We start from the raw sequence: 21,900 nt of genomic DNA on the forward strand, positions 1-21,900 counted from the left end.
CGGCGTCGCGTCCCGACCGCACCGCACCGCGCCTCGCGGGAGCGCGCGGCCGCAGGAGCCCCTGCGGGGCGCGACACCGCCGGCCCACCCTCGTCCCTCGCGGCGCCCGAGCGCCGCCTCGCCGACACGCCCCCCGCGCGGGTGGTCCCGTGCTGACCGACTGGCTGCTCGTCGGCCTCGGCGTGCTGCTCACGGCGGGCACGGCCGTGTTCGTCGCGGCGGAGTTCGCGCTCGTCACGCTCGACCCCGGGCTCGTCGAGGACCGGACCGGACCCGACGACAAGCGCGGACGCTCCGTGCTGCGTGCCCTGCGCCAGCTGTCGACGCAGCTGTCCGGTGCACAGGTCGGCATCACCGTCACCACCGTGCTGCTCGGGTACACCACGCAGCCTGCCGTCGTGCGGCTGCTGGGCCTGCCGCTCGAGAGCTCCGGGCTCGGTCGGGCCGGGGCCGGGGCGGTGGCCGCCGTGCTCGCGCTCCTGCTCGTCAACGGGTTCTCCATGCTCTTCGGCGAGCTCGTGCCCAAGAACTTCGCGATCGCGCGCCCCCTGGGCACCGCCCGCGTCGTCTCGCCCCTGCAGATGGGCTTCACCACGGCGCTGCGGCCGGTCATCGGTGTCACCAACGGCACGGCGAACGCGCTGCTGCGTCGCGTCGGCGTCGAGCCGCGCGAGGAGCTGTCGGGGGCCCGGTCGCCCGCCGAGCTCGCGTCCCTCGTGCGTCGCTCGGCGGCCCAGGGCACGCTCGACCAGGCCACCGCGACCCTGCTCACCAACTCGATCGACTTCTCCACGCTGACGGCCGTCGACGTCATGACGGACCGCACGCGGCTCGTCGTCGTGCGCCGGGACGACACCGCGGCCGACGTCATGGCCCTCGCGCGCCAGACCGGCCACTCGCGGTTCCCCGTGATCGGCGAGTCGGTCGACGACGTCGTGGGCTTCGTGCACCTGCGCAAGGCCATGGCCGTGCCGTACGAGAGGCGCACCGAGGTGCCCGCCGCCGCGCTCATGGTCGACGCGCCCCGCGTGCCCGAGACCGTGGGGCTGGGGCCGCTGCTCGTCGACCTGCGCGCGCAGGGGCTCCAGATGGCGGTCGTCGTCGACGAGTACGGCGGCACGGCCGGCGCCGTGACCCTCGAGGACGTCGTCGAGGAGCTCGTGGGGGAGGTCGCCGACGAGCACGACCGCACCCGCGGGTCGCTCGCGCGGCAGGCCGACGGGTCGTGGGTGCTGCCCGGCGTCGCGCGGCCCGACGAGCTGCACGAGGCCACGGGCCTGCGGGTACCGGACGACGGCCCGTGGGAGACCGTCGGAGGGCTCCTCATGGCACGGCTGGGCCGGATCCCGGTCGAGGGCGACGAGGTGCTCGAAGGGCGGGTGCGCCTGCGGGTCGACCGCATGGACGGCCGGCGGGTCGAGCGCGTCCTGGTGACCGAGGTGCCCGGCGACGAGGCGGGGGAGGTCTGATGGACAGCACGCTCGCGCTCGTCCTGGCCGTCGTGCTGCTCGCGGCCAACGCGTTCTTCGTCGGCGCGGAGTTCGCCCTCATGTCCGCGCGGCGCTCGTCGGTCGAGCCGCTCGCCGAGGCCGGCGACCGTCGGGCCGTGACCGTGCTGTGGGCGATGGAGCACGTCTCGCTCATGCTCGCCGCGGCGCAGCTCGGCATCACCGTCTGCTCGACGAGCCTGGGCCTGGTCGCCGAGCCCGCCATCGCGCACGCGATCGAGGGGCCGCTGCACGCGCTCGGCGTCCCCGAGGCGCTCACGCACCCCATCGCGTTCGTGGTCGCGCTGCTCGTCGTGGTCTACCTGCACGTCGTCCTGGGCGAGATGGTGCCCAAGAACCTCGCCGTGTCCGGGCCCGACCGTGCGGTGCTGCTGTTCGGGCCGCCGCTGGTGTGGGTCGCGCGTGTCATGCGGCCGGTGATCGTCGCCCTCAACTGGCTCGCGAACCACGTGCTGCGGGCCTTCCGGGTCGAGCCGCAGGACGAGGTCGCGTCGGCGTTCACCGCGCAGGAGGTGCAGTCGATCGTCGAGCGCTCGCAGGCCGAGGGCCTGCTCGCCGACGAGCAGGGGCTGCTGACGGGCGCCATCGAGTTCTCCGACCGCACGGCCGCGGAGGTCATGGTCCCGGTCGACGAGCTCGTGACGGTCGACGCGTCGAGCACGCCGGACGACATCGAGCACCTCGTGGCGCGCACGGGCTTCAGCCGCTTCGTCGTCGTCGACGCCGAGGGGCGTCCCTCCGGCTACCTGCACATCAAGGACGTGCTGTACGCGGACGGCGCGACCCGCACCTCGCCCGTGCCGTCGTGGCGTGTGCGGACGCTCGCGGTGGTCGGGCCGCAGGACGAGGTGGAGACCGCGCTCGCCGCGATGCAGCGCTCGGGCTCGCACCTCGCGCGCGTCGACGACGGCGGTCGGGCCGCAGGCGTCGTCTTCCTCGAGGACATCCTCGAGGAGCTCGTGGGCGAGGTGCGCGACGCGATGCAGCGCGGCCAGCTGCGGTGAGCCGGGAGTGCAGCGCGCCGCGCGGGGGCCGGGCGGTGCGGTTCGGTTGTGCAACACGCCGTGGAGGAACGGTGAACGCCCGGTGTGTCGCCCCGCGTGTCGCAGCAGTTGTCCGGATTGGTACCGGTTCGTGACCGGTACGGGTCTTGGAGATGACGGCTCGCCCCGTTATGGTTTCGTGACCGCATCGGGGGGAACCGATGGCAGGCGGGACGGCAGAGGCGGAGGTGTCGTGGGATCCCACCGAGCGGAGCCGACGACACGCGCGCGCCGGGACCGGTCGCGCAGGAGTGCGCCGACCGCCGTCCCCGTCCCCGTGGCGACGACGCCCGTGGCCGAGGGCCTGGGGGACGCGGGAGCCGCGACGGCTCCACGTCGGCGCTCCACCACGGTGCTCGGCCGCACCGGTGTGCTCGCCGCCCTCGTCGCGGTGACCGTGGTCGTCCCCGTGTCCCAGGGAGTCGCCGACGGCGAGATCGTCGTCGGGGCCGCCGACGTGGACGAGGACCTGCCCTCCACGGTCGCCGCCCTCACGGCCGTCCCCCTGTCCGAGCTCCCGCCGACGCCGCTGGTCTCCGCCGACAGCTCCGCGCGGCTGCGCGCGCTGGCCGAGGTGTCGCGCGACTCCGAGCGATCCGCGCTGCCGGGCTGCGACGGCTCCGTGCGCGCCGCGGGCGAGAACGGCCTGCTGGCGACGAAGGACCTGTGCACGCTGTGGGACGGCCACACGCAGATGCGCGCCGACGCGGCCGTGGCGCTCGCCGAGCTCAACGAGGCGCACGTCGTGCGCTTCGGCACCAACCTGTGCCTCAGCTCCGGCTACCGGACGCTCGCGCAGCAGCGCGCGGTCAAGGCGCAGAAGGGCGGCCTGGCCGCCACCCCCGGCAAGAGCAACCACGGCTGGGGCCTGGCGATGGACTTCTGCCAGCTGCAGACGTCGGGTGCCCGGTGGACCTGGCTCAACGAGAACGGCCCGGTCTTCGGCTGGGAGCAGCCGGGCTGGGCCGTGCGCGGCGGCTCCGGCCCGTACGAGCCGTGGCACTGGGAGTACACCAAGGGCGTCAAGGCCGACGGCGAGTACTACGGCTGACCGCGAGGTCGGCGGCCGGCTGACGCGCCGGTGCGCGCCCCGGCAGGCCCGCCGCGGCGGGCCTGCCGGTGGGACGGCTCAGCGCAGCGTGAGGCCCCAGCGGACCGCGTGCGACGCACCGGGCTCGAGCTCCACGAGCATGTCGCCGGTGCGGAACGCGTCCGCGATGCACGTCATCGGCTCGACGGCCACACCGCGGCGGTCGATGCCCGGGATCCCGTCGCCCGTGCACACCTGCCACGCGGGCAGCGACGCGTCCGCCCAGACCGCCACCGTGCGGCCGTCCGCACCCGTGAGCGTCGCCCACGTCAGCCCGTCCGCGTCGGGGACCGCCCCGACCCATGCGTCGTCGAGCTCGACGCCCGCGAGCGGCCGCCCCTCACGCAGGTCGAACGCGCCGCTGACCGCCTGCGTCCCTGTCGGCAGCAGGCGCTCGTCGACCGTCACCCGGCGCTCGGCGTCCAGGCGCAGCGTGCACGCGTCGACCGGGCCGGGGCCGGGGGAGAGCCACGGGTGGAACCCGACGCCGTAGGGCGCGGCGCTCGTCCCACGATTCGTCGCCTCGACGGAGACGGTCAGGCCGTCGTCCCCCAGGACGTACCTGACGTCCAGGCGCAGCGGCCAGGGGTATCCCGGCACCGGGACGAGGTCGTGGCGCAGCGTGACCGTGTCGGGTGCGGCGTCCACGGCCTCGAAGCGCTCGTACGAGACGAGCCCGTGCAGGGCCGTGAGCCGCGCGTGCTCGGTCAGGGGCACCTCGTACGTGACGTCGCGGAAGCGGTAGCGCGCGTCGCGCAGGCGGTTGGGCCACGGCGCGAGCACCGCCCCGGAGAACGCGGGCGCGATGACGTCGGACGCGAAGGGCAGGACGACGTCGCGCTCGCCCACGCGGTACTCGCGCAGGCTCGCGGCGACGGACGTGACGACGGCGACCTGGTCACCGTGCCGGAGCACGTGCTGGTCGCCCGTGGGGGACGGAGTGTTCACGGGGCCACGGTAGTCGTGGTGCCCCCTCAGGCCGTGGGACCCGCCGGGGCGTCGGCGACGTCGCCGGTCGCACGCGCGTCGGAGTGCCCGAGCGGGCGCCCGGGAGCGACGCGGTCGCGCACGAGCTGCTTGAGCGTCGTCACCTCCGGGAACCCCCGGCCGCCGGCCCGGTCCCACAGCAGCTCGTCGCCGACGTGGACGGTGAACACGCCACCGGTCGCCGGTCGCAGCGCGACCTCGCCGAGCTCGCGGTGGAACGTGGTCAGCAGCTCCTGGGCGTACCACGCGGCCCGCAGGAGCCACCGGCACTGCGTGCAGTACGTGATCGTCACCCGCGGCAGGTCGTCGCCCATGGGGCCCAGTGTGGCGTGGCCTCGGCGCCGCCGGCAGGGGGCGCGGGACGAAGGGCAGGGCCGCGCGCCCGTGCGTCGGGCATGATCCCGCCATGGAGCAACGACGCGTCCGTCTCGACCTGCCCCGGTGTGCCCCCGAGGACGTGGGTGTGCCGTCGGCGGCGCTGCTCGCGTTCGTCGACGCGCTCGACGCGCACGACGAGACCCACTCCGTCGTGGTCGCGCGGCGCGGTGCGGTCGTCGCCGAGGGCTGGTGGGACCCGTACGGCCCGGAGCTCCCGCACGACCTGTACTCGTTGTCGAAGACGTTCACGTCCGTGGCCGTCGGGCTGGCACGCGCCGAGGGTCTGCTGTCGTTCGACGACCCGGTGCTGTCGTTCTTCGCCGACGAGGCGCCCGCCGCGCCGTCGGAGCACCTCGCGGCCATGCGGGTGCACCACCTGCTGACGATGCGCACCGGGCACCACGAGGACACGAGCGGGCACGCGTTCGCCGCCGCGGACGTCGCCCGGGCGTTCCTCGAGCTGCCCGTCGAGCACCCGCCGGGGTCGTGGTTCGTCTACAACACGGCGGCGACGTACATGCTCTCGGCGATCGTCACCCGGGTGACGGGACAGCGGCTGCTCGACTACCTCGGGCCCCGGTTGCTGGAGCCGCTGGGCATCACCGGGGCGACGTGGGAGCAGTGTCCGCGTGGCGTCGACATGGGCGGGTTCGGGCTGGCGCTGCGCACGCAGGACGTCGCCGCGCTGGGGGTGCTGCTCGCGCAGGACGGTGTGGTCGACGGTGTGCGGCTGCTGCCCGAGGGATGGGTCGCGCAGGCCACCGCGGACGGTGCCCCCGCGGGGGTCGCGCGCGTCGTCGGCGACGGTCCGGCGGAGTGGCAGCAGGGCTACGGGTACCAGCTGTGGCGCTGCCGCCACGGGGCGTTCCGCGGGGACGGGGCCTTCGGGCAGTTCTGCGTCGTGGTGCCGGAGCACGACCTCGTGGTCGCGACGACCGCGGGCGACCTCGACATGCAGGGCGTCCTGGACCGGGTGTGGGACCTGCTGCCGCACCTGGCGCCCGGGACGCTGCCGGTCGACGGGCGCGCGCACGACGCGCTCGTCGCGCGGCTGACCGGGCTGTCCCACCCGGCACCGTCGTCCGACGCCGGGGACGGCGTGCCCTCGCTCGTCGACCGCGACCTCGTGCTCGAGCGCCCGGTCGGCCCGGTGCAGGGGCTGCGGATCGAGGTCGGCGCCGACGAGGACACGCTGCGGGTGACGACCCCCCACGGGGTCGTGGCACTGCGGGCGGGCCATGCGCGCTGGGTGGGGCAGACGGTCACGCTGCCGAGCGTGCACGACGGGTCCGAGCGGGACCGACGTGTGCTCGCGTCGGTCGACCGGCCCGGACCGGGCGAGTACCGCGTCACGCTGCGGGCGGTGACCACCCCGTTCCGGTGGACCGCGACGGTGCGGGCGGCCCCGGACGGGACCGCGACGCTGCACGCCTGCCAGAACGTCGGGTACGGCACCACGACGGCGGAGGTCGCGCTGCACCCGCAGGGGTGACAGGCCACGAGCTCCCGGTCCTGCCTGTGGACAGCGGCCCACGCGCCGCGCCCGCATGCCCTACCGTTCGTGGTCGAAACGGACGAAACCGACATCGTTTACCGGTGCGGAAGGGGATGCAGGCGTGGACGGCGTGGCGATCCTCGAGAGCGAGGTGCGTGAGCTCATCCGGCGTCGGGGGGTCGACCCCGTGCGCGACCGCGCCGGTGTGGTCGCACTCGTGCACGCCGCGATGGCCGACTACGACGAACGCTCGCTCATCGGGTCGGTACCGCCGCTGGTCGACACCGCGGCCGCCCACAAGGCGGTCGTCGACGCGGTCGCCGGTCTCGGACCGCTGCAGCGGTACCTCGACGACGACGAGGTCGAGGAGATCTGGATCAACTCGCCCTCGCAGGTGTTCGTCGCCCGCCGTGGCGAGCCCGAGCTGACGACGACGATCCTCACCGACGCGCAGGTGCGCGACCTCGTCGAGCAGATGCTCAAGGCGTCCGGTCGTCGCCTGGACCTGTCGAGCCCCTTCGTCGACGCGTCCCTGCCCGGTGGCGAGCGCCTGCACGCGGTGATCCCCGACGTCACGCGCCGGCACTGGTCCGTCAACATCCGCAAGTACGTGGTCCGGGCGACCAGCCTGGACGACATGGTCGCCCTGGGGTCGCTGACCCCGCAGGCGGCCGCGTTCCTCCAGGCCGCCGTCCGCGTCGGCCTCAACGTGCTCGTCTCCGGCGCCACGCAGGCCGGCAACCCGACTAGCGGTGAATCAACCCCCTCCTGTCCGAAGAGGCGCACGCTCAACGGTGCTACCCGAGCCGTACGAGTTAAGCCTCTGGCCAGAGGGCGCGGTGGTAACGCACGTGCGCGAGATCGATGTTGTGGCCGGGCTTCAAGCGGAGCGGTCCGATCATGCTCCCTGTCTCACGCTCGGTCACCCGCATGTCGTCTCCGATGACGATGCCGCCATAGTCGAGCTGCACGTGATGGTTGGGGCAGAGGCAGAGCACGTTGTTTACTGAGTCAGGTCCGACGTGCGGCCGTCCGAGCGGGCGGATGTGTGCGCCCTCGACGTACAAACCGCCGAGGATGCTCACTTCACGGTCGCACACCTGGCACGTTCGCTCGTACATCTCCTTGACGTGCTGCGCCACGGCGGTATTCCGGATCCGCCGGGTGACGACAGTAACTGCGTATGCTGGGTCGTCCTCCGGCTCCGCCACGCCCTCGGGTTCTGGCTGGTTCGGAAGCCGTTGCAGCCGATATTGCACGACTTTGTAGCCATCTTGACCGGTAGTCATCCAGTGTGACTCAACAGTGAACAAACCGTCATAACGAAAACCTGACGGGGGTGCGTACAAGGCGTTGCCGTTAGCGCCTCGTACGACTCGGACAGGGTGACCCGCGAGCTCGCTTGTGATCAGTCCAGCGTTCGCGTATTGATCGACGCTCTGGTCCGCTATCTGTCGGCCGGTGGCCAGGTCGCGGCCTCCCATTCCGGTGTAGATGAGGTAGTCGCCGTGATCCTCATCATCCACATAGCTTCCCGACGCCACAATCGAATCTGCACCATTCTCCCGGTTCCCGGAGATTCCCTGCATGTGCGGTGTGTGTACCCCTGCCGCGGCAAGTGCTGCTCGATTTTCGAAGGTGGTTCCGATGGGGACGCCGGGGATGTGACCGAATGTTGGGGACACGGGGCCTCCTGAGCTCGCGGTTGGGTCGCACTTCGGCTTGCACGAGTGAGCATGCCGGCTCCGCCTTCGCTAGGCGTCTCGGATCCACTCAACCACAGCTCTAGCTACACGTGATGGTCTTGTCGCGAGCGTGGCGCGCACCGAGCGGGCGCCGCGGCTCCAGGTGCGGAGGACTCTAAGCACGATGCGGTTCGATGCCCCGCCAAGTTCTGGACACACACACCCGTCGCGCTTCTGGCAAGCTGAGCCCATGACTGACGGATGGGTGCCTTTCGGCCTCGACGCCGAAGAAGTAGCAGAATACCGCGTTCTCGTGCCGGGGGTGCCTCAGTGGCTGCGAGAGCCCTTATTGGCATGGGTCTCTGCGCGGTGGATAAACCCAGACGCTGGGGCCGGCTGGCTGCATGCAGGCATCATCCTGACGATGCAGAACACCCTCCGGATCGATATTGGTGTCAAAAGCGGTAACTCGATCGTTAGCGCAAACTCTGTTCGGGAGCGCCTTCGCGCACTTCCGGAGATGGAGCTTCTGCAAATCGTAGATTGGGTGTTGTCGATAGGATTCCGCAGCATATCGGGCGCAGCTCTCACCCTGGACGTGATTCTTAGGCAAGCGCAGTCGGCATACTCGGTGGGGACTCGGTTCGACAAGATCGGCCTGGTTGACCGCGTGCCCGAGGGAGTGCGGTCCGCAGTAGAGGGCGTCATCAACGAGGGTGGCTCGGCGGGCACCCTTCTCGCCAGAGGGTGGGCGCACGTTCACGGCCTGCAAAAGAACGACACCGCGGGGTACGCGGATGCAGTGCGCGCGGTGGAGATTGCTGCCATCGCGGTTGTGGAGCCAGGAAACACGGAGGCGACGCTTGGTTCTGTGATAACAAGGATGCGCGCCCTTGGTGATTGGCGCTTGCCTCTCCGAGAGCATGCCCATGCACCGAGTGCCGAGATGATCGTGCAGATGCTCCGCACCTTGTATCGCGGACACCGAGATAGGCACGGGAATCTCGACTACAGCGACGTGACACACGAGGAGGCCCGTGCCGGTATCGTGCTCGCGGCCACTCTCGTTGACTGGTTCGTCTCCGGAGCCATTGCGAGGCGTCCTGCGGAGCAGGATGCCTCGTCTTGACTTGAAGTAGCAACGTTACTGGTGGGCTCCGCGTGGGGTGCCGCTCTGAGGGCATCATCCCGATAGCGGAGCAGCAGTCCGGAGGTCTCACGGGTCAAGCGGCCGCCCGTGCGCAGCTGGGGACCTTGGTGCGGAGCACCATCCCCGGCCACGGGCAGAGTGCCGCTTGAGTCGTGTGACCGGAGGGCAAGGCTCAAGCGGTGGGGATGACGCCCGGGGGTGAGGCGCATGCGCACCCAGCCGGGGCTTCCCGGCTGTCGGCCAAGAGCGGTAGTCTCAGAGTCCTGGACTAGGAGGCTTCGTGTCTGACTTCCGCGCACAGCGCATGCCGTCCCCGGACGGCCAGGGCATCGCCAAGAGCAGGTGGGAGCGGGCGTGGTCCGCGTACACCAAGGCTGTCCGTCCCCTGACGGACCCGCTGGCTGAGCCGTTGCGTCCGCTCATCCTGCCGATCGCTCGTGGAGCGACCTTCGATCTGGTCGGGTTCTGGTTCGTCTGGCACACCGCCGGTGGCTTCGAGGGGATGCAGTCGCAGCTCGGGATGAGCCGGTCGGCGGTCTACCGCCGGATCTCGGCGTTCCGCAAGGTCTTCGGTGAGCACCCGGACGTGTACCGCTTCCCAGGCGTGACCATCGACCTGGACACGGTCATCCACGAGACCGCAGGCGACACGCCCAAGCCGTAGTCCCACGATCCGGGACTACGAGGCCGCGGCCTCCTATAGTCCCGGGGTATGGGACTAGCGCAGATCGCCGACGCAGGAGCCGTCGTGGCTCCGCGCTCGCATGCGCCCCGGACCGCGGGCTGGGTGCTGTCGCTGTACCCGCGTGCCGCCGAGGGTGGCGGCTGCTTCGTCTCGTCCTACCGCCCACAGCGCTCCTACGTCGCGCGGGGCGCAGCTCGGGACCCCGAGCGCGCCGCGCAGGAAGGCGGACGGCGCGCACGGGCGGCCCTGCGCCGCTACTGCGCCGCGAACCGCCTCAACCGGCTCGGGACCCTGACCTACGCCGGTGAGGGTTGCCACGATCCGTTGCAGACCCGCGAGCACATCCAAGACTTCTTCCGCACCCTGCGGACGGACCTGGGCGGTAAGCCGCTGGCCTACGTTTGGGTCCCGGAGTGGCACAAGACCGGCCACGGCCTGCACGTGCACTTCGCGGTGGGGCGGTACGTCTCGCGCTCCGTCATCAACGGCGCGTGGGGTCGCGGGTTCGTCCACATCAAGCTCCTGGGGCACGTGCCGGTGGGTGCCGGGGCGCTGGGGGAGGCGCGCCAGGCGGCGGGCTACCTGGCCAAGTACGTCTCCAAGACGTTCACCGATCCCACCGCGCGGGTGCTGGGGCTGCACCGCTACGGCCTGGCGCAGGGCTTCCAGCCCGAGAAGGTCACGCTGCGGGGACGGTCTCCGGAGGACGTGATCGGCCAGGCGTCGGATCTGTTCGGGATGCAGCCGGCCACGGTCTGGTCGTCGGTCGACGCCGAGCGGTGGACGGGTCCGCCGGCTATCTGGGCGCAGTGGGCGAGTTGAGCGCCATGCCGGTGGACGACGCTGTCGCTCGGTGGGTGACGAAGACCTGCCGCGCCCAGGGGGTGCCCGTCAAGATCACCGATCCTGCTGCGCTGCGCCAGATCGGCTTCCTGTTGGGGGCACGGATGGGCAGCCCCCGCGCGCACGGCGCGCCAGCGCCGCGCACGGGGGTGCCCGCCGCGCCCTCACAGCCGCCACTCGGGCTCCACTCGCTCGGGGTCTAGTCCGTGCCTGCCTGGCACTGCTGCCGGGAGGATCGTCGCCTGGGCCAGGACGGCCTTGACGATGGCGACCTGGCGGGAGAATGCCAGCCCGTCCCACTGCGCACGCAGCTCGTCGCCCCGCCCGAGATACGGCGCGACGGCATCGCGATGCGTCACGCGGTAGAACTCGGCCCGGCTCGCCTCGAGGCGGGACTCAATCCGACCTCGGGCCTTGAGCCACTCGGCCTTGGACACCTCACCGTCGGCCCACATCGTGGCCAGGTCGTCCAACTGGTCCGTGTCGGCCTTGATCGCCTCGCCCAGGGCTCGGGCGCGCTCGTCGTTGTCCCCATCGCCGGTCAGGACCTCGTCCATCACCGGTGAGTCCAACCGGTACAGCACGGCCTCGGTGACGAACCGCTCCAGCATCTCGGCGTAGATGAACACCCCGCCGCACCCTCGATGGTCCGGACCCATCGCGCACCCGTACCGGCGCTTGCCGTCCTTGGGCGCTGAGCGCAGCGGGCTGCCGCACTTGCCGCACCGCAGCATCCCGGTCAACAGGTACCGGCGCGCGGACCGGTTGGTGCGCCGCGCGGGGTCAAGCAGCAACCGGCGCAGCCGCTCCCCGTCCTCGGGGGTGATGATCGGCTCCCACGTCGCCTTGCCGATCACCTGCCCCTGGTGCACCCGCATCCCCCACGCGCGGGGGTTGGTCAGCAGCTGTCGAACGGTGGTGGTGCGCCACTCGTTGCCGCCGACCGTCCGCACGCCGCTGTCCTGCAACCAGGTGGAGAGCGAGATCAGGGTCTCCCCGGCCAGTGCCCGCGCCGCCAACTCCCGCACCACCGGGGCCTCGGCGGGGTGGTGGGTCACCCGGTCATCCAGGAATCCGAACGGGCGCGGGCCTCCCATCATGGGACGGCCCGACTCAGCGATCTCCAGCGCCTTGCGTCGGCCTCGTCGCCGCTTGGCGTCGGACTCGCTCGCGGCGAACGCCGCCACCACCCGCGCCACGAGCAGCCCGTCACCCTTGGCCAGGTCCACGTCCCCGGACAGCGTGACCACGTCCTGCACCCCGGCGCGTGTGCACACCTCGACGAACCGCTCAAACTCGATAGGGCGGCGGTGCAGGCGGTCCATGTGCCAGACGACCACGGCATCTCGCCGTCCCTCGGCCAGGTCGGCGAGCATCCGGTCGTAGGACGGCCGCACCTTGCCGGAGTAGGCCGACGAGTCATCGTCGATGTACTCCTCGGCCACGGTCCACCCTCGACGCGCCGCCTCGGCGCGGCAGTCAGCCAACTGACGTCGCACGCCGAGCTCTTCGCCGGACCGGTCCTGCGAGATCCGGGCGTAGACCGCCACCGCCGTGCGCTTCGTCATGGGGGCAGACTAGCAACACGTCGGCAAGACGACGATGCGCAACGCGCTCGCCGGCGCGGTGCCCCCGCGCGAGCGGGTCGTCAGCTGCGAGGAGGTCTTCGAGCTGCGACCGGCGGTGCGCGACTGGGTCGCCATGCAGACGCGGCAGCCCAACCTCGAGGGCACCGGCGAGATCACGTTGCGTCGGCTCGTCAAGGAGGCCCTGCGCATGCGACCCGACCGTCTCCTGGTCGGGGAGGTGCGCGAGGCCGAGGCGCTCGACCTGCTCATCGCGCTCAACAGCGGCGTGCCCGCCATGTGCACCCTCCACGCCAGCTCGGCGCGCGAGGCCCTCGTCAAGCTGTGCACGCTGCCGCTGCTGGCGGGCGAGAACATCTCCGACCGCTTCGTCGTGCCCACCGTCGCGTCGTCGGTCGACCTCGTCGTGCACCTCGAGCTCGACGCGCGCGGCCGGCGCCGCACGCGCGAGATCGTGGCCGTCCCCGGGCGGGTCGAGGCCGGCGTCGTGGAGACCGCCGACCTGTTCACGACGCGCGGCGGGTTCCTCGTGCGCGGTGACGGCTTCCCACCGCACGTCGAGCGCTTCGCTCGCGCGGGCGTCGACCTCGCGTCCCTCCTGCGGCAGGCCTGACGTGGGCGTCGTCGTCGGACTCCTCCTCGGGGCCGGGCTCGCGTGCGTGTGGTGGGCCTGGTGGCCGCTCGCCGCCGCGGGCGACGAGCGACGCGACGGCTGGTCGGCACGCGTGCACGACACGCTGACCCAGGCCGAGGTCACCGGAGTGACGCCCGGCGGCCTCCTGGCGGTGAGCGGGCTCGTCGGGCTCGTCGTCGCGGCCGTCGCGTTCCTCGTCGTGCCCGTGCCCGCCGTCAGCCTGTGCTTCGGCGGCTTCGCCGCGGGCGCGCCGTGGGCGCTGGTGCAGGGACGCGCCCGGCGCCGCCTCGCGAGCACGCGCGAGCTGTGGCCCGACGTGGTCGACCACCTCGCGTCCGGCGTCCGCGCCGGCCTCTCCCTCCCGGAGGCCGTCGCACAGCTCGGGGACCGCGGCCCGGCCGAGCTGCGGGCGCCCTTCCGGGCCTTCGCCGAGGACTACCGCGCGACCGGTCGCTTCACCGACAGCCTCGATGCGCTCAAGGACCGCCTCGCCGATCCCGTGGCCGACCGCATCATCGAGGCGCTGCGGCTGACACGGGACGTCGGCGGGACGGATCTCGGCCGGCTCCTGCGGACCCTGTCGACGTTCCTCCGCGACGACCTGCGCACGCGCGGCGAGCTCGAGGCCCGGCAGAGCTGGACGGTGTACGCGGCTCGCATGGCCGTCGCCGCCCCGTGGGTCGTGCTCGCGATGCTCGCGACCCGGCCGGAGGCCATCCGCGCCTACGACTCCCCGGCCGGCGCCGCGGTCCTCCTCGCAGGCGCCGCGAGCTCGGTGGCGGCCTACCGGCTCATGCTGCGCGTCGCGCGGCTGCCCGACGACCCGCGGGTGCTGCGGTGAACCCGGCGGTGGTCGGCGCGCTCGTCGGCCTGCTGGGGGGTGCGGGCCTGGTCCTCGTGCTGCTGCGGCTCCGGGCGCGCCGGATCACGCTCGAGCAGCGTGTCGGCCCGTACCTGCGCACACGCGGTACGTCGGCGCTGCTGCGCACCGACGTGCCGCGGGGCCCGTGGGGCACGGTGGAGCGGCTCGTCGCGCCGTTCCTGGCGGACGGGGTGCGTCTCGTCGCGCGCATCGGCTCGCCGGCGGCGGACCTGCGGCACCGCCTCGTGCGCGCCGGACGGACCGAGACCGTGGAGCAGTTCCGCGCGCAGCAGGTGGTGGGCGGCGTCGTCGGGCTCGCGGGCGGGCTGCTGCTGGCCGTGCTCCTCGCGGCGACCCGGGGCGGTGCCCTCGTGCCGCTCGTCGCCCTCGTGGTCGTCGTCGGCGTCGTCGGCGCCCTCGCACCCGACTGGTACCTCGGCCGCCAGGTGGCGCGACGCGAGGCGCGGCTGCTCGCGGAGATGCCGACCGTCACCGAGCTGCTCGCTCTCGCCGTCAGCGCGGGGGAGGGGGCGACGGGCGCCCTCGAGCGTGTGGTGCGGCAGACCCGGGGCGAGCTGGCCGACGAGCTCGCGCGCACCCTCGCGGAGGCCCGGGCCGGCGCACCGCTCACGACCGCGCTCCAGACGCTGGCGGACCGCACCGGGCTGCCCGCGTTGGCGCGCTTCGCCGAGGGCGTCGCGGTGGCGGTCGAGCGCGGCTCGCCGCTGGCGGACGTGCTCCGCGCCCAGGCGCAGGACGTGCGCGAGGAGGGGCGCCGCGCGCTCATGCAGACCGGTGGGCGCAAGGAGGTGCTCATGATGGTCCCGGTGGTGTTCCTCATCCTCCCGGTGACCGTCCTGTTCGCCGTCTTCCCCAGCGTGGTGGTCCTGCGGGTGGGGCTGTGACCCCGGCCGCGCTGCACACGGGGGCGCCGACCGGCGCGCCCCGCACGACGACGGAGGTCGACGATGAGCTACCTGACCAGGACGTGGTGCGCGCTCACCCAGCGCGTGGCGACGACGGACCGCGAGCGTGGCGACGTCCCCGGCTGGGTGCTCGTGACGCTCATGACCGCCGGGCTCGTCTCCGTGCTCTGGTTCGTCGCGGGCGAGGCGCTGCAGGAGCTCTTCGTCGAGTCCGTCCGCGGCGTCAGCCCGCGCTCCGGCGACTGACCGAGCGGGAGCGGGGGTCGGCCGTCGTCGACTTCACGCTCGTCGGCGGCCTCGTCGTCGTCCTGTTCGCGTCGGTCCTGCAGGTCGCGCTCGTCCAGCACGTGCGCAACACGTGCGTCGACGCGGCCGCCGAGGGCGCGCGGTACGCCGCGCGGGTCGGCCGGACCCCCGAGGAGGGCGCCGGACGGACGATCGAGCTGCTGCGGGCCACCCTCTCGGAGAGGTACGCGCAGGACGTCACCGCCCGCCGGGTCGACACCGGCGGGCTCGCGCTCGTCGAGGTGACCGTGCGAGTACCCCTGCCCGTCGTCGGGCTGCTCGGCCCCGGGGGAGTGATGGAGCTCGACGGGCACGCGCCCGTGGAGTGGCCGTGACACCGGGAGCGGTGGTGACGGCGGCCGCGGTGGTCGGGAGGTGGCCGCTGCGTCGGGTCGTCGTGGCCGTGCGCGAGCGGGTGCGGACCCGCTGCGGCGACGACGCGGGCAGCGCGCTCGTCGAGTTCCTCGGGATCTCGCTCGTGCTGCTGGTGCCGACCGTCTACCTCGTCCTCGTGCTCGGCCGGGTCCAGGCCGCGACGTTCGCGGTCGAGGGTGCGGCCCGCGAGGCGGCCCGCGTGTACGTGGCAGCGGACGACGCCGAGCAGGGCGCGCAGCGCGCCCTCACGGCCGTGGGCGTCGCGCTCCTCGACCAGGGGTTCGACGACGACCCGGCGGACGCGCTCGACGTGCGCTGCTCCGCCGACCCGTGCCTGACCCCCGGCGCCGAGGTCGCGGCCACCGTGGAGGTCCGCGTGCCGCTGCCGTTCGTCCCGACGTTCGTCGGCGACGTCGTGCCGCTCGAGGTCCCGGTGGCCGCCGAGCGCGTGGCGCCCGTCGACGCGTACCGGGCGGCGCGGTGAGCCGCGTCGTGAACCGGGCTCGGGGCCGAGGACGGGACGACGGCCAGATCATGGTGCTGTCGCTCGGCTTCGGCGTCCTCGCGCTGCTGCTCGTGCTCGTCGTGACCGCCGCGACCGGCGTGCACCTCGACCGCAAGCGGCTGCTGGCGCTCGCGGACCTCGCCGCGCTCGCCGCGGCCGACGAGGCGAGCACCACCTACTTCTCCGAGGAGGGCGCGCGCGCCCCCGGGGGCGTTCCCCTGACCGACGCGACCGTGCGCGCGGCGGTCGAGCGGTACGTTGCCGCGCACCCCGAGCCGGCGGCGCGCTGGGACGGTGTGCGGGTGCTCGAGGCGTCGACGCCCGACGGTCGGTCCGCCGTCGTCCGTCTGGGCGCCGTGACGCGTCCACCTCTGGTCACCTGGGTGATCGCTCCCTGGAGCGACGGGATCGAGCTCGTCGTCGACGCGAACGCACGCGCGTCCTGACCCCGCGGTCGGTCCGCACCCGGGCGGCGACGAGGGACGGACCTCGGACGTCTCGCCCCGCCGGGGCGTGTCCGCCTTGTCCTGCCGGCCCGGCGGCGGGACGATCGGGCTCGTCGGACGAGCGTCGAGGAGGACGCCATGGACGGTCACGTGGTCGTGGGGTACGACGGGTCACCGGAGGCCGTCGCGGCCGTGCGCTGGGCCGCAGGGTCGGCGCGACGGCTCGGTCTGCCGCTGCAGGTCGTGCATGTGTGGGGGGTCTCCGGCACGCTCGATGCGCCGCCGCTGAGCACGGCGTCGGCGTTCGTGCGCGCCGGGGCGCAGGAGGTCGCCGACGAGGGCGCGCAGGTCGCCCGCGACGCGGTGCCCGGGATCGAGGTCTCCGCCGTCCTCGAGGACGGGCCACCGGCGCGGGCGCTCGTCGAGCGCGCCGTCGGCGCCCGGCTGGTCGTGCTGGGCCGCCAGGGGTCCTCGCGCCTGTCCGGCGTGTTCATCGGCTCGGTCGCGCTGGGCACCGCCCAGCACGCGCCGTGCCCCGTCGTCGTGGTCCCGCGCACCGCGCTGGGCCGCGCGGCGACGGACCTCGTCGTGGTCGGCGTGGACGGCTCGCCGCACTCGCTCGGCGCCGTCGACGCCGCTGGGCGCTACGCGACGGGCGCGGGCGCGCGGCTGCGCGCCGTCGCGTGCTGGAACGTCGCCGCCCACGGTCGATCGCTCGCGGACTGGCTGCGTGAGCACCCCGAGGTGACACCCGTCGACCTCGCGGTGCGGCGTGCCGACGACGCGCTGGCCGCCGCCCAGGCGCTCCTCGCCGAGCGCTGGCCCGACGTCGAGGTCGAGACGCGCACGGAGGAGGGGCACGCGGCGCACCTCCTGGCGCGGCACGCCGAGAAGGCCGACCTGCTCGTCGTCGGGACGCGCGGCCGGGGTGGTCTCGCCGGGCTCGTCCTCGGCTCCGTCAGCCAGTGGCTCGTCGGGCGCGCCGCCTGTCCGGTCCTCGTGACGCGCGCCGTGCCGGAGTGACGCCCGGCGGGGGTGCGCGGAGCGGGTAGCCTCGTGGGTCGTGGCCACCACCGACTTCCCCGCCGAGCTCCGCCAGCTGCGCACGACCCTGGAGTCGATCGAGACGGTCAGCGACCCGACCGCGCTGCGCGCCAAGATCGCCGAGCTGTCCGAGCAGGCCTCGGTCCCCAACCTCTGGGACGACCCCGAGGCCGCCCAGAAGGTGACGAGCGCGCTGTCCTCCGCGCAGTCGGAGCTCGAGCGCGTCGACAAGCTGCGCGGGCGCATCGACGACCTGGAGACGCTCGTCGAGATGGCCGCCGAGGAGGACGACGCCGACACGCTCGCCGAGGCCGAGGCCGAGCTCGTCGGCATCCGCAAGGACCTGGGCGAGCTCGAGATCCGCACGCTGCTCGCCGGTGAGTACGACGTGCGCGACGCGGTCGTGACGATCCGCGCCGGGGCCGGCGGCGTCGACGCCGCGGACTTCGCCGAGATGCTCCTGCGCATGTACCTGCGGTGGGCCGAGCGGCACGGCTACGCGACGTCCGTGCTCGACACGTCGTACGCCGAGGAGGCCGGGCTCAAGAGCGCCACGTTCGAGGTGAAGGCGCCCTACGCGTTCGGTCACCTGTCGGTCGAGGCCGGCACGCACCGCCTGGTGCGCATCTCGCCGTTCGACAACCAGGGGCGCCGGCAGACGTCGTTCGCGGCCGTCGAGGTCATCCCGCTCATCGAGCAGACCGACTCCGTCGAGATCCCCGAGTCGGAGATCAAGGTCGACGTGTTCCGCTCGTCGGGACCCGGGGGGCAGTCCGTCAACACGACCGACTCCGCGGTGCGCATGACGCACATCCCCACCGGCATCGTCGTGTCGATGCAGAACGAGAAGTCGCAGATCCAGAACCGGGCGGCGGCGCTGCGCGTCCTGCAGTCGCGCCTGCTCCTGGTGCGCCAGGAGGAGGAGCGGGCCGCCAAGAAGGAGCTCGCGGGCGACATCAAGGCGTCGTGGGGCGACCAGATGCGCTCGTACGTGCTCCAGCCCTACCAGATGGTCAAGGACCTGCGCACCGAGCACGAGGTCGGCAACCCTGCGTCGGTGTTCGACGGCGACATCGACGACTTCATCGAGGCGGGCGTGCGCTGGCGGCGCGCCCAGCAGCTCGAGGGCTCCTGACGGCAGGTCACCGCCGTCCCGGACACCGGTCCGGGACGGACCGGGACGAGCCGGGCACGCACTACCGGGCCGGGTCGATTCACAGCGCCCGGGGCGGCGTGTCCTGCCCACGTGCGGGTGACGGGGTTCCTACCCTCGTTGAGGCCCGCGGCCCGCGGGCGGACGTCGGCACACCCGGCGCCAGGACGAGGCGAGGTCGGTCGTGATCCGGTTCGAGAACGTGACGAAGGTCTACGCGCGTGGGGCACGCCCCGCGCTGGACCGGGTGTCCCTCGACGTCGAGCGCGGCGAGTTCGTCTTCCTCGTCGGGGCGTCCGGGTCCGGCAAGTCGACGTTCCTGCGGCTCGTGCTGCGCGAGGAGCGCGCGTCCGCCGGCAGGGTGTTCGTCGCGGGCAAGGAACTCGGCACGCTGTCGAGCTGGAAGGTGCCGCACCTGCGCCGGCAGATCGGCGCCGTCTGCCAGGACTTCCGCCTGCTGCCCAACAAGACGGTCTTCGAGAACGTCGCGTTCGCGCTGCAGGTCATCGGCAAGCCGCGCCACCACATCCTCACCACGGTGCCCGACGTGCTCGACATGGTCGGCCTGGCGGGCAAGGAGAAGCGCCGCCCGCACGAGCTGTCCGGCGGCGAGCAGCAGCGCGTCGCCATCGCCCGCGCGTTCGTCAACCGGCCGTCGATCCTGCTGGCCGACGAACCGACCGGCAACCTCGACCCGACCACGTCCCTGGGGATCATGCGCCTGCTCGACCGGATCAACCGCACCGGCACGACCGTCGTGATGGCGACGCACGACGACGAGATCGTCGACCAGATGCGCAAGCGCGTCATCGAGCTGAGCACGGGCGAGATGGTGCGCGACCAGTCGCGCGGCGTCTACGGCTCGGACCGCTGAGGGGGTCCGCAAATGCGCGCCCAGTTCATCCTCTCCGAGATCGGCATCGGCCTGCGCCGGAACCTGTCGATGACGATCTCCGTCGTCCTCGTCACGTTCGTCTGCCTGACGTTCCTCGGCGCCGCGGCGCTGCTGCAGGCGCAGATCGACAAGATGAAGGACGACTGGTACGACAAGGTCGAGGTCTCGGTCTTCCTGTGCCCGTCGAACTCCGCGGCCCCGACGTGCGCGGCCGGCGAGGTCACGCCGGAGCAGCGCGAGGACATCCTGGCGGCGCTCGACGCGCCCGAGGTCGGCCAGTACGTGCAGGAGATCTACGAGGAGTCGAAGGAGGAGGCCTTCGCGGCCTTCCAGCGTCAGTTCGGTGACCAGTTCTGGGCCTCGGCGGCGACGGCGGACGACATGAACTCGTCGCTGCGCATCAAGCTGACCGACCCCGAGCAGTACCAGGTCGTGGCCGACGTGGTCTCCGGCCGCCCGGGCGTCGAGTCGGTGGAGGACCAGCGCCGGCTGTTCGACAACCTCTTCCTCGTGCTCGACCGCGCGACGTGGGCGGCGGCCGGTCTCGCGGCGATCATGCTGCTCGCGGCGGTCCTGCTCATCACCACCACGATCCGGCTGTCCGCGCTGAGCCGCCGGCGCGAGACGGGCATCATGCGGCTCGTCGGTGCCTCCACGCTGTTCATCCAGCTGCCCTTCATGCTCGAGGGCGCGATCGCCGCGACGCTCGGTGCCGCGCTCGCGATCGGAGGGCTGTGGTTGGGTGTGGAGTACCTCGTGACGGACTGGCTCGGTCAGTCGGTCACCTGGATCCCGTACGTGGGGACGTCCGACGTGCTGGCGATCGCTCCGCTGCTCGTGGTCGTCGCGTTCGTCCTCGCGGCGATCTCCTCCCTGGTCACGCTGAGCCGATACACGAAGGTCTGACCATGAGCCGAGCCCACCGCACACCGACCACCGCCCGCAGGAGCCCCGTGCGCGCCCTCCTGGCGGCGCTGTGCGCACTGGCCGTCGCGCTGCCCGCGCTCGTCGCCGGCTCGGCGCCCGCGACGGCCGACGACCTGTCGAACCGGCGCGCGGCCGCCGAGCAGCGGGCCGCAGCGGCCGAGGAGCGGGCGGCGGACCTCGCCGAGGCGATCGAGGAGCTCAGCGGTGAGCTCGCGGCCGCGCTGACGCGGCTCGCGGAGGTCGAGGCGCAGCTGCCCGTCGCGCAGGCGGCGCTGGACGCCGCGGTCGCGGCGGCGCAGGCCGCGCAGCGTGAGGCGGAGATCCTCGCCGCGCGGCTGCAGGCGGCGCGCGACGAGGAGGCCGCGATCACCGAGCAGATCGCCGTGGACGACGCCCGCGAGCAGGAGATCCGCGGTGCCATCGGACAGATGGCGCGCGAGGCGTACAAGGGCGGCCGGGACGTCTCGGGCATGAGCGTCATGCTCGACGCCGAGAGCTCGCAGGACTTCGTCGAGAAGTACGGGCTGGTGTCCACCGCGCTGCGCACGCAGACGCAGGTGCTCGACGAGCTCACGGCCCTCGCGGCGAAGAACCGCAACGCGCAGGCGCGGCAGACGGCCGTGCGCGCCAAGGTCGACGAGCTGAAGGTGGCGGCGGACGCCAAGCTCGCGGAGGCGCGTGAGGCACAACGACAGGCCGAGGCGGCGAAGGCCGAGGTCGAGCGGCTCGTCGCGGAGCAGCAGCAGCGCACGGCGGACATCGAGTCACGCAAGGCCGAGGCGCAGGCGCAGGTCGCCGCGAACGACGCCGAGCGCGCGGCGGTCGCCGGGGAGCTCGCGGCGATCATCGAGGCGCAGCGCGTCCAGCGCGAGAAGGAGGAGGCCGCACGGCGGGCCGCGGGGCAGACCGGCGGTGGGGGCGGGGGTGGCAGTGCGCAGCCGGGCGGTGCGCGGCCCGGGGCGCTGTTCGCGAACCCCACGGCGCACAACCCGATCGTCGTGACGTCCGAGTACGGCAACCGCCTGCACCCCGTCCTGGGGTACTGGCGCCTGCACGCGGGCATCGACCTGCGCGACCGCTGCGGTGAGCCGGTCTACGCGGGCCGGGACGGCACCGTGCAGTGGGCGCGCCACCGCTCGGGGTACGGCGGCCAGGTGATGATCGACCACGGCTGGGTCAACGGCTCGTCGCTCATGTCGAGCTACAACCACATGTCGTCCTTCGCGGTCGGTGGCGGGGCGAACGTCCGTGCCGGTCAGCTCCTCGGGTACGCGGGCAACACGGGCACGTCGGCGGCGTGCCACCTGCACTTCGAGGTGTACGTCAACGGAGCGACGGTGAACCCGCGGTCCTACCTGGGGCTGTGACGCGAGCCTGGCAATGACCTGGGGGTCCGGC

At 72.9% G+C, this 21,900-nt stretch carries 22 protein-coding genes and 2 pseudogenes; 20 read left to right on the forward strand and 4 right to left on the reverse strand.

The features are described 5' to 3' along the window. The first annotated feature begins 149 nt into the window (after positions 1–149). The 3 genes from CFLA_RS06165 to CFLA_RS18935 all read left to right on the forward strand — a co-directional run bounded on the left by CFLA_RS06165 (position 150) and on the right by CFLA_RS18935 (position 3,602). On the forward strand, positions 150–1,469 hold the full coding sequence (locus CFLA_RS06165; protein ID WP_013116458.1) for a hemolysin family protein: 1,320 nt from the start codon (positions 150–152) through the stop codon (positions 1,467–1,469). Then, positions 1,469–2,512, forward strand: coding sequence for a hemolysin family protein (locus CFLA_RS06170; RefSeq protein ID WP_013116459.1), 1,044 nt, complete (start codon positions 1,469–1,471; stop codon positions 2,510–2,512). Before CFLA_RS06165 ends, CFLA_RS06170 begins: the two co-directional genes overlap by 1 nt. 316 nt (positions 2,513–2,828) lie before the next feature. After that, positions 2,829–3,602, forward strand: a complete 774-nt coding sequence (locus tag CFLA_RS18935; RefSeq protein WP_052302688.1) for a M15 family metallopeptidase — start codon at positions 2,829–2,831, stop codon at positions 3,600–3,602. Positions 3,603–3,680: 78 nt separating this feature from the next. Here the strand turns inward: CFLA_RS18935 and CFLA_RS06180 are convergent, their stop codons facing one another. After that, a complete protein-coding gene (locus CFLA_RS06180) occupies positions 3,681–4,589 on the reverse strand; it encodes an aldose 1-epimerase family protein (protein ID WP_013116461.1) in 909 nt (302 codons plus the stop codon). 26 nt (positions 4,590–4,615) lie between these two features. Continuing rightward, positions 4,616–4,942 carry an Rdx family protein gene (locus tag CFLA_RS06185; RefSeq protein ID WP_013116462.1) on the reverse strand — a complete coding sequence of 109 codons (327 nt, stop codon included), beginning with the start codon at positions 4,940–4,942 and terminating at the stop codon, positions 4,616–4,618. Between the two features lie 92 nt (positions 4,943–5,034). On the opposite strand from CFLA_RS06185, the gene CFLA_RS06190 reads away from it, so the two are divergent. Both CFLA_RS06190 and CFLA_RS06195 read left to right on the forward strand, forming a co-directional pair. Next, positions 5,035–6,498 (forward strand): serine hydrolase domain-containing protein, encoded by a 1,464-nt coding sequence (locus tag CFLA_RS06190; protein ID WP_013116463.1) that lies wholly within the window; start codon positions 5,035–5,037, stop codon positions 6,496–6,498. A gap of 124 nt (positions 6,499–6,622) precedes the next feature. Further along, a pseudogene (locus CFLA_RS06195) lies at positions 6,623–7,249 on the forward strand (ATPase, T2SS/T4P/T4SS family); the annotation flags it as partial. A 67-nt stretch (positions 7,250–7,316) separates the two neighbouring features. On the opposite strand, the gene CFLA_RS21255 reads toward CFLA_RS06195, so the two are convergent. Further along, positions 7,317–8,186, reverse strand: a complete 870-nt coding sequence (locus tag CFLA_RS21255) for a YDG/SRA domain-containing protein (protein WP_013116464.1) — start codon at positions 8,184–8,186, stop codon at positions 7,317–7,319. Positions 8,187–8,436: 250 nt separating this feature from the next. Here CFLA_RS21255 and CFLA_RS06200 point away from each other — a divergent pair, with 250 nt between their 5' ends. From CFLA_RS06200 to CFLA_RS06210, 3 genes are all read left to right on the forward strand, one after another. Next, positions 8,437–9,315: a hypothetical protein gene (locus CFLA_RS06200; protein ID WP_148234296.1), complete on the forward strand. Its 879-nt coding sequence runs from the start codon at positions 8,437–8,439 to the stop codon at positions 9,313–9,315. A gap of 301 nt (positions 9,316–9,616) precedes the next feature. After that, positions 9,617–10,000, forward strand: a complete 384-nt coding sequence (locus CFLA_RS06205) for a hypothetical protein (RefSeq protein ID WP_013116466.1) — start codon at positions 9,617–9,619, stop codon at positions 9,998–10,000. Between the two features lie 84 nt (positions 10,001–10,084). Continuing rightward, positions 10,085–10,843: a rolling circle replication-associated protein gene (locus tag CFLA_RS06210; protein WP_013116467.1), complete on the forward strand. Its 759-nt coding sequence runs from the start codon at positions 10,085–10,087 to the stop codon at positions 10,841–10,843. Positions 10,844–11,028: 185 nt separating this feature from the next. Here CFLA_RS06210 and CFLA_RS06220 read toward each other — a convergent pair whose 3' ends face one another. Further along, positions 11,029–12,432 carry a recombinase family protein gene (locus tag CFLA_RS06220; protein ID WP_013116469.1) on the reverse strand — a complete coding sequence of 468 codons (1,404 nt, stop codon included), beginning with the start codon at positions 12,430–12,432 and terminating at the stop codon, positions 11,029–11,031. Positions 12,433–12,454: 22 nt separating this feature from the next. Between CFLA_RS06220 and CFLA_RS06225 the strand changes: the two are divergent. The 12 genes and pseudogenes from CFLA_RS06225 to CFLA_RS06280 all read left to right on the forward strand — a co-directional run. Continuing rightward, positions 12,455–13,063 (forward strand): annotated as a pseudogene (locus tag CFLA_RS06225) (ATPase, T2SS/T4P/T4SS family); the annotation flags it as partial. A 1-nt stretch (position 13,064) separates the two neighbouring features. Continuing rightward, a complete protein-coding gene (locus CFLA_RS06230) occupies positions 13,065–13,925 on the forward strand; it encodes a type II secretion system F family protein (protein ID WP_013116470.1) in 861 nt (286 codons plus the stop codon). Beyond that, on the forward strand, positions 13,922–14,851 hold the full coding sequence (locus CFLA_RS06235; RefSeq protein WP_013116471.1) for a type II secretion system F family protein: 930 nt from the start codon (positions 13,922–13,924) through the stop codon (positions 14,849–14,851). The genes CFLA_RS06230 and CFLA_RS06235 overlap by 4 nt, the downstream gene beginning before the upstream one ends. A 63-nt stretch (positions 14,852–14,914) precedes the next feature. Further along, positions 14,915–15,118, forward strand: a complete 204-nt coding sequence (locus tag CFLA_RS06240) for a hypothetical protein (RefSeq protein WP_013116472.1) — start codon at positions 14,915–14,917, stop codon at positions 15,116–15,118. Then, positions 15,115–15,492: a TadE/TadG family type IV pilus assembly protein gene (locus tag CFLA_RS06245; protein WP_043599984.1), complete on the forward strand. Its 378-nt coding sequence runs from the start codon at positions 15,115–15,117 to the stop codon at positions 15,490–15,492. The genes CFLA_RS06240 and CFLA_RS06245 overlap by 4 nt, the downstream gene beginning before the upstream one ends. Further along, entirely contained in the window at positions 15,489–16,016 is a 528-nt protein-coding gene (locus tag CFLA_RS06250) for a pilus assembly protein TadE (protein ID WP_013116474.1), read from the forward strand. Before CFLA_RS06245 ends, CFLA_RS06250 begins: the two co-directional genes overlap by 4 nt. Continuing rightward, a complete protein-coding gene (locus tag CFLA_RS06255; protein WP_245530308.1) occupies positions 16,013–16,483 on the forward strand; it encodes a pilus assembly protein TadG-related protein in 471 nt (156 codons plus the stop codon). Before CFLA_RS06250 ends, CFLA_RS06255 begins: the two co-directional genes overlap by 4 nt. A gap of 138 nt (positions 16,484–16,621) precedes the next feature. Continuing rightward, on the forward strand, positions 16,622–17,506 hold the full coding sequence (locus tag CFLA_RS06260; RefSeq protein ID WP_013116476.1) for a universal stress protein: 885 nt from the start codon (positions 16,622–16,624) through the stop codon (positions 17,504–17,506). A gap of 40 nt (positions 17,507–17,546) precedes the next feature. Continuing rightward, positions 17,547–18,662 (forward strand): peptide chain release factor 2, encoded by a 1,116-nt coding sequence (gene prfB / locus CFLA_RS06265; protein WP_013116477.1) that lies wholly within the window; start codon positions 17,547–17,549, stop codon positions 18,660–18,662. Between the two features lie 202 nt (positions 18,663–18,864). Then, a complete protein-coding gene (gene ftsE / locus CFLA_RS06270) occupies positions 18,865–19,554 on the forward strand; it encodes a cell division ATP-binding protein FtsE (RefSeq protein WP_013116478.1) in 690 nt (229 codons plus the stop codon). Between the two features lie 12 nt (positions 19,555–19,566). Then, positions 19,567–20,481 carry a permease-like cell division protein FtsX gene (ftsX, locus tag CFLA_RS06275; protein WP_013116479.1) on the forward strand — a complete coding sequence of 305 codons (915 nt, stop codon included), beginning with the start codon at positions 19,567–19,569 and terminating at the stop codon, positions 20,479–20,481. A 2-nt stretch (positions 20,482–20,483) separates the two neighbouring features. Continuing rightward, positions 20,484–21,869 (forward strand): peptidoglycan DD-metalloendopeptidase family protein, encoded by a 1,386-nt coding sequence (locus CFLA_RS06280; RefSeq protein WP_081449662.1) that lies wholly within the window; start codon positions 20,484–20,486, stop codon positions 21,867–21,869. Positions 21,870–21,900: the final 31 nt, after the last annotated feature.

Source organism: Cellulomonas flavigena DSM 20109, from assembly GCF_000092865.1.
Lineage (GTDB): Bacteria > Actinomycetota > Actinomycetes > Actinomycetales > Cellulomonadaceae > Cellulomonas > Cellulomonas flavigena.

Excerpts from the sequence above, each read along its gene's own strand:
- CFLA_RS06220 (WP_013116469.1), bottom strand. The coding sequence starts at position 12,432 with ATGACGAAGCGCACGGCGGTGGCGGTCTACGCCCGGATCTCGCAGGAC.
- CFLA_RS06170 (WP_013116459.1), top strand. The coding sequence starts at position 1,469 with ATGGACAGCACGCTCGCGCTCGTCCTGGCCGTCGTGCTGCTCGCGGCC.
- CFLA_RS06200 (WP_148234296.1), top strand. The coding sequence starts at position 8,437 with ATGACTGACGGATGGGTGCCTTTCGGCCTCGACGCCGAAGAAGTAGCA.
- CFLA_RS06260 (WP_013116476.1), top strand. The coding sequence starts at position 16,622 with ATGGACGGTCACGTGGTCGTGGGGTACGACGGGTCACCGGAGGCCGTC.
- ftsX (WP_013116479.1), top strand. The coding sequence starts at position 19,567 with ATGCGCGCCCAGTTCATCCTCTCCGAGATCGGCATCGGCCTGCGCCGG.
- CFLA_RS06280 (WP_081449662.1), top strand. The coding sequence starts at position 20,484 with ATGAGCCGAGCCCACCGCACACCGACCACCGCCCGCAGGAGCCCCGTG.
- CFLA_RS06185 (WP_013116462.1), bottom strand. The coding sequence starts at position 4,942 with ATGGGCGACGACCTGCCGCGGGTGACGATCACGTACTGCACGCAGTGC.
- CFLA_RS06240 (WP_013116472.1), top strand. The coding sequence starts at position 14,915 with ATGAGCTACCTGACCAGGACGTGGTGCGCGCTCACCCAGCGCGTGGCG.
- CFLA_RS06190 (WP_013116463.1), top strand. The coding sequence starts at position 5,035 with ATGGAGCAACGACGCGTCCGTCTCGACCTGCCCCGGTGTGCCCCCGAG.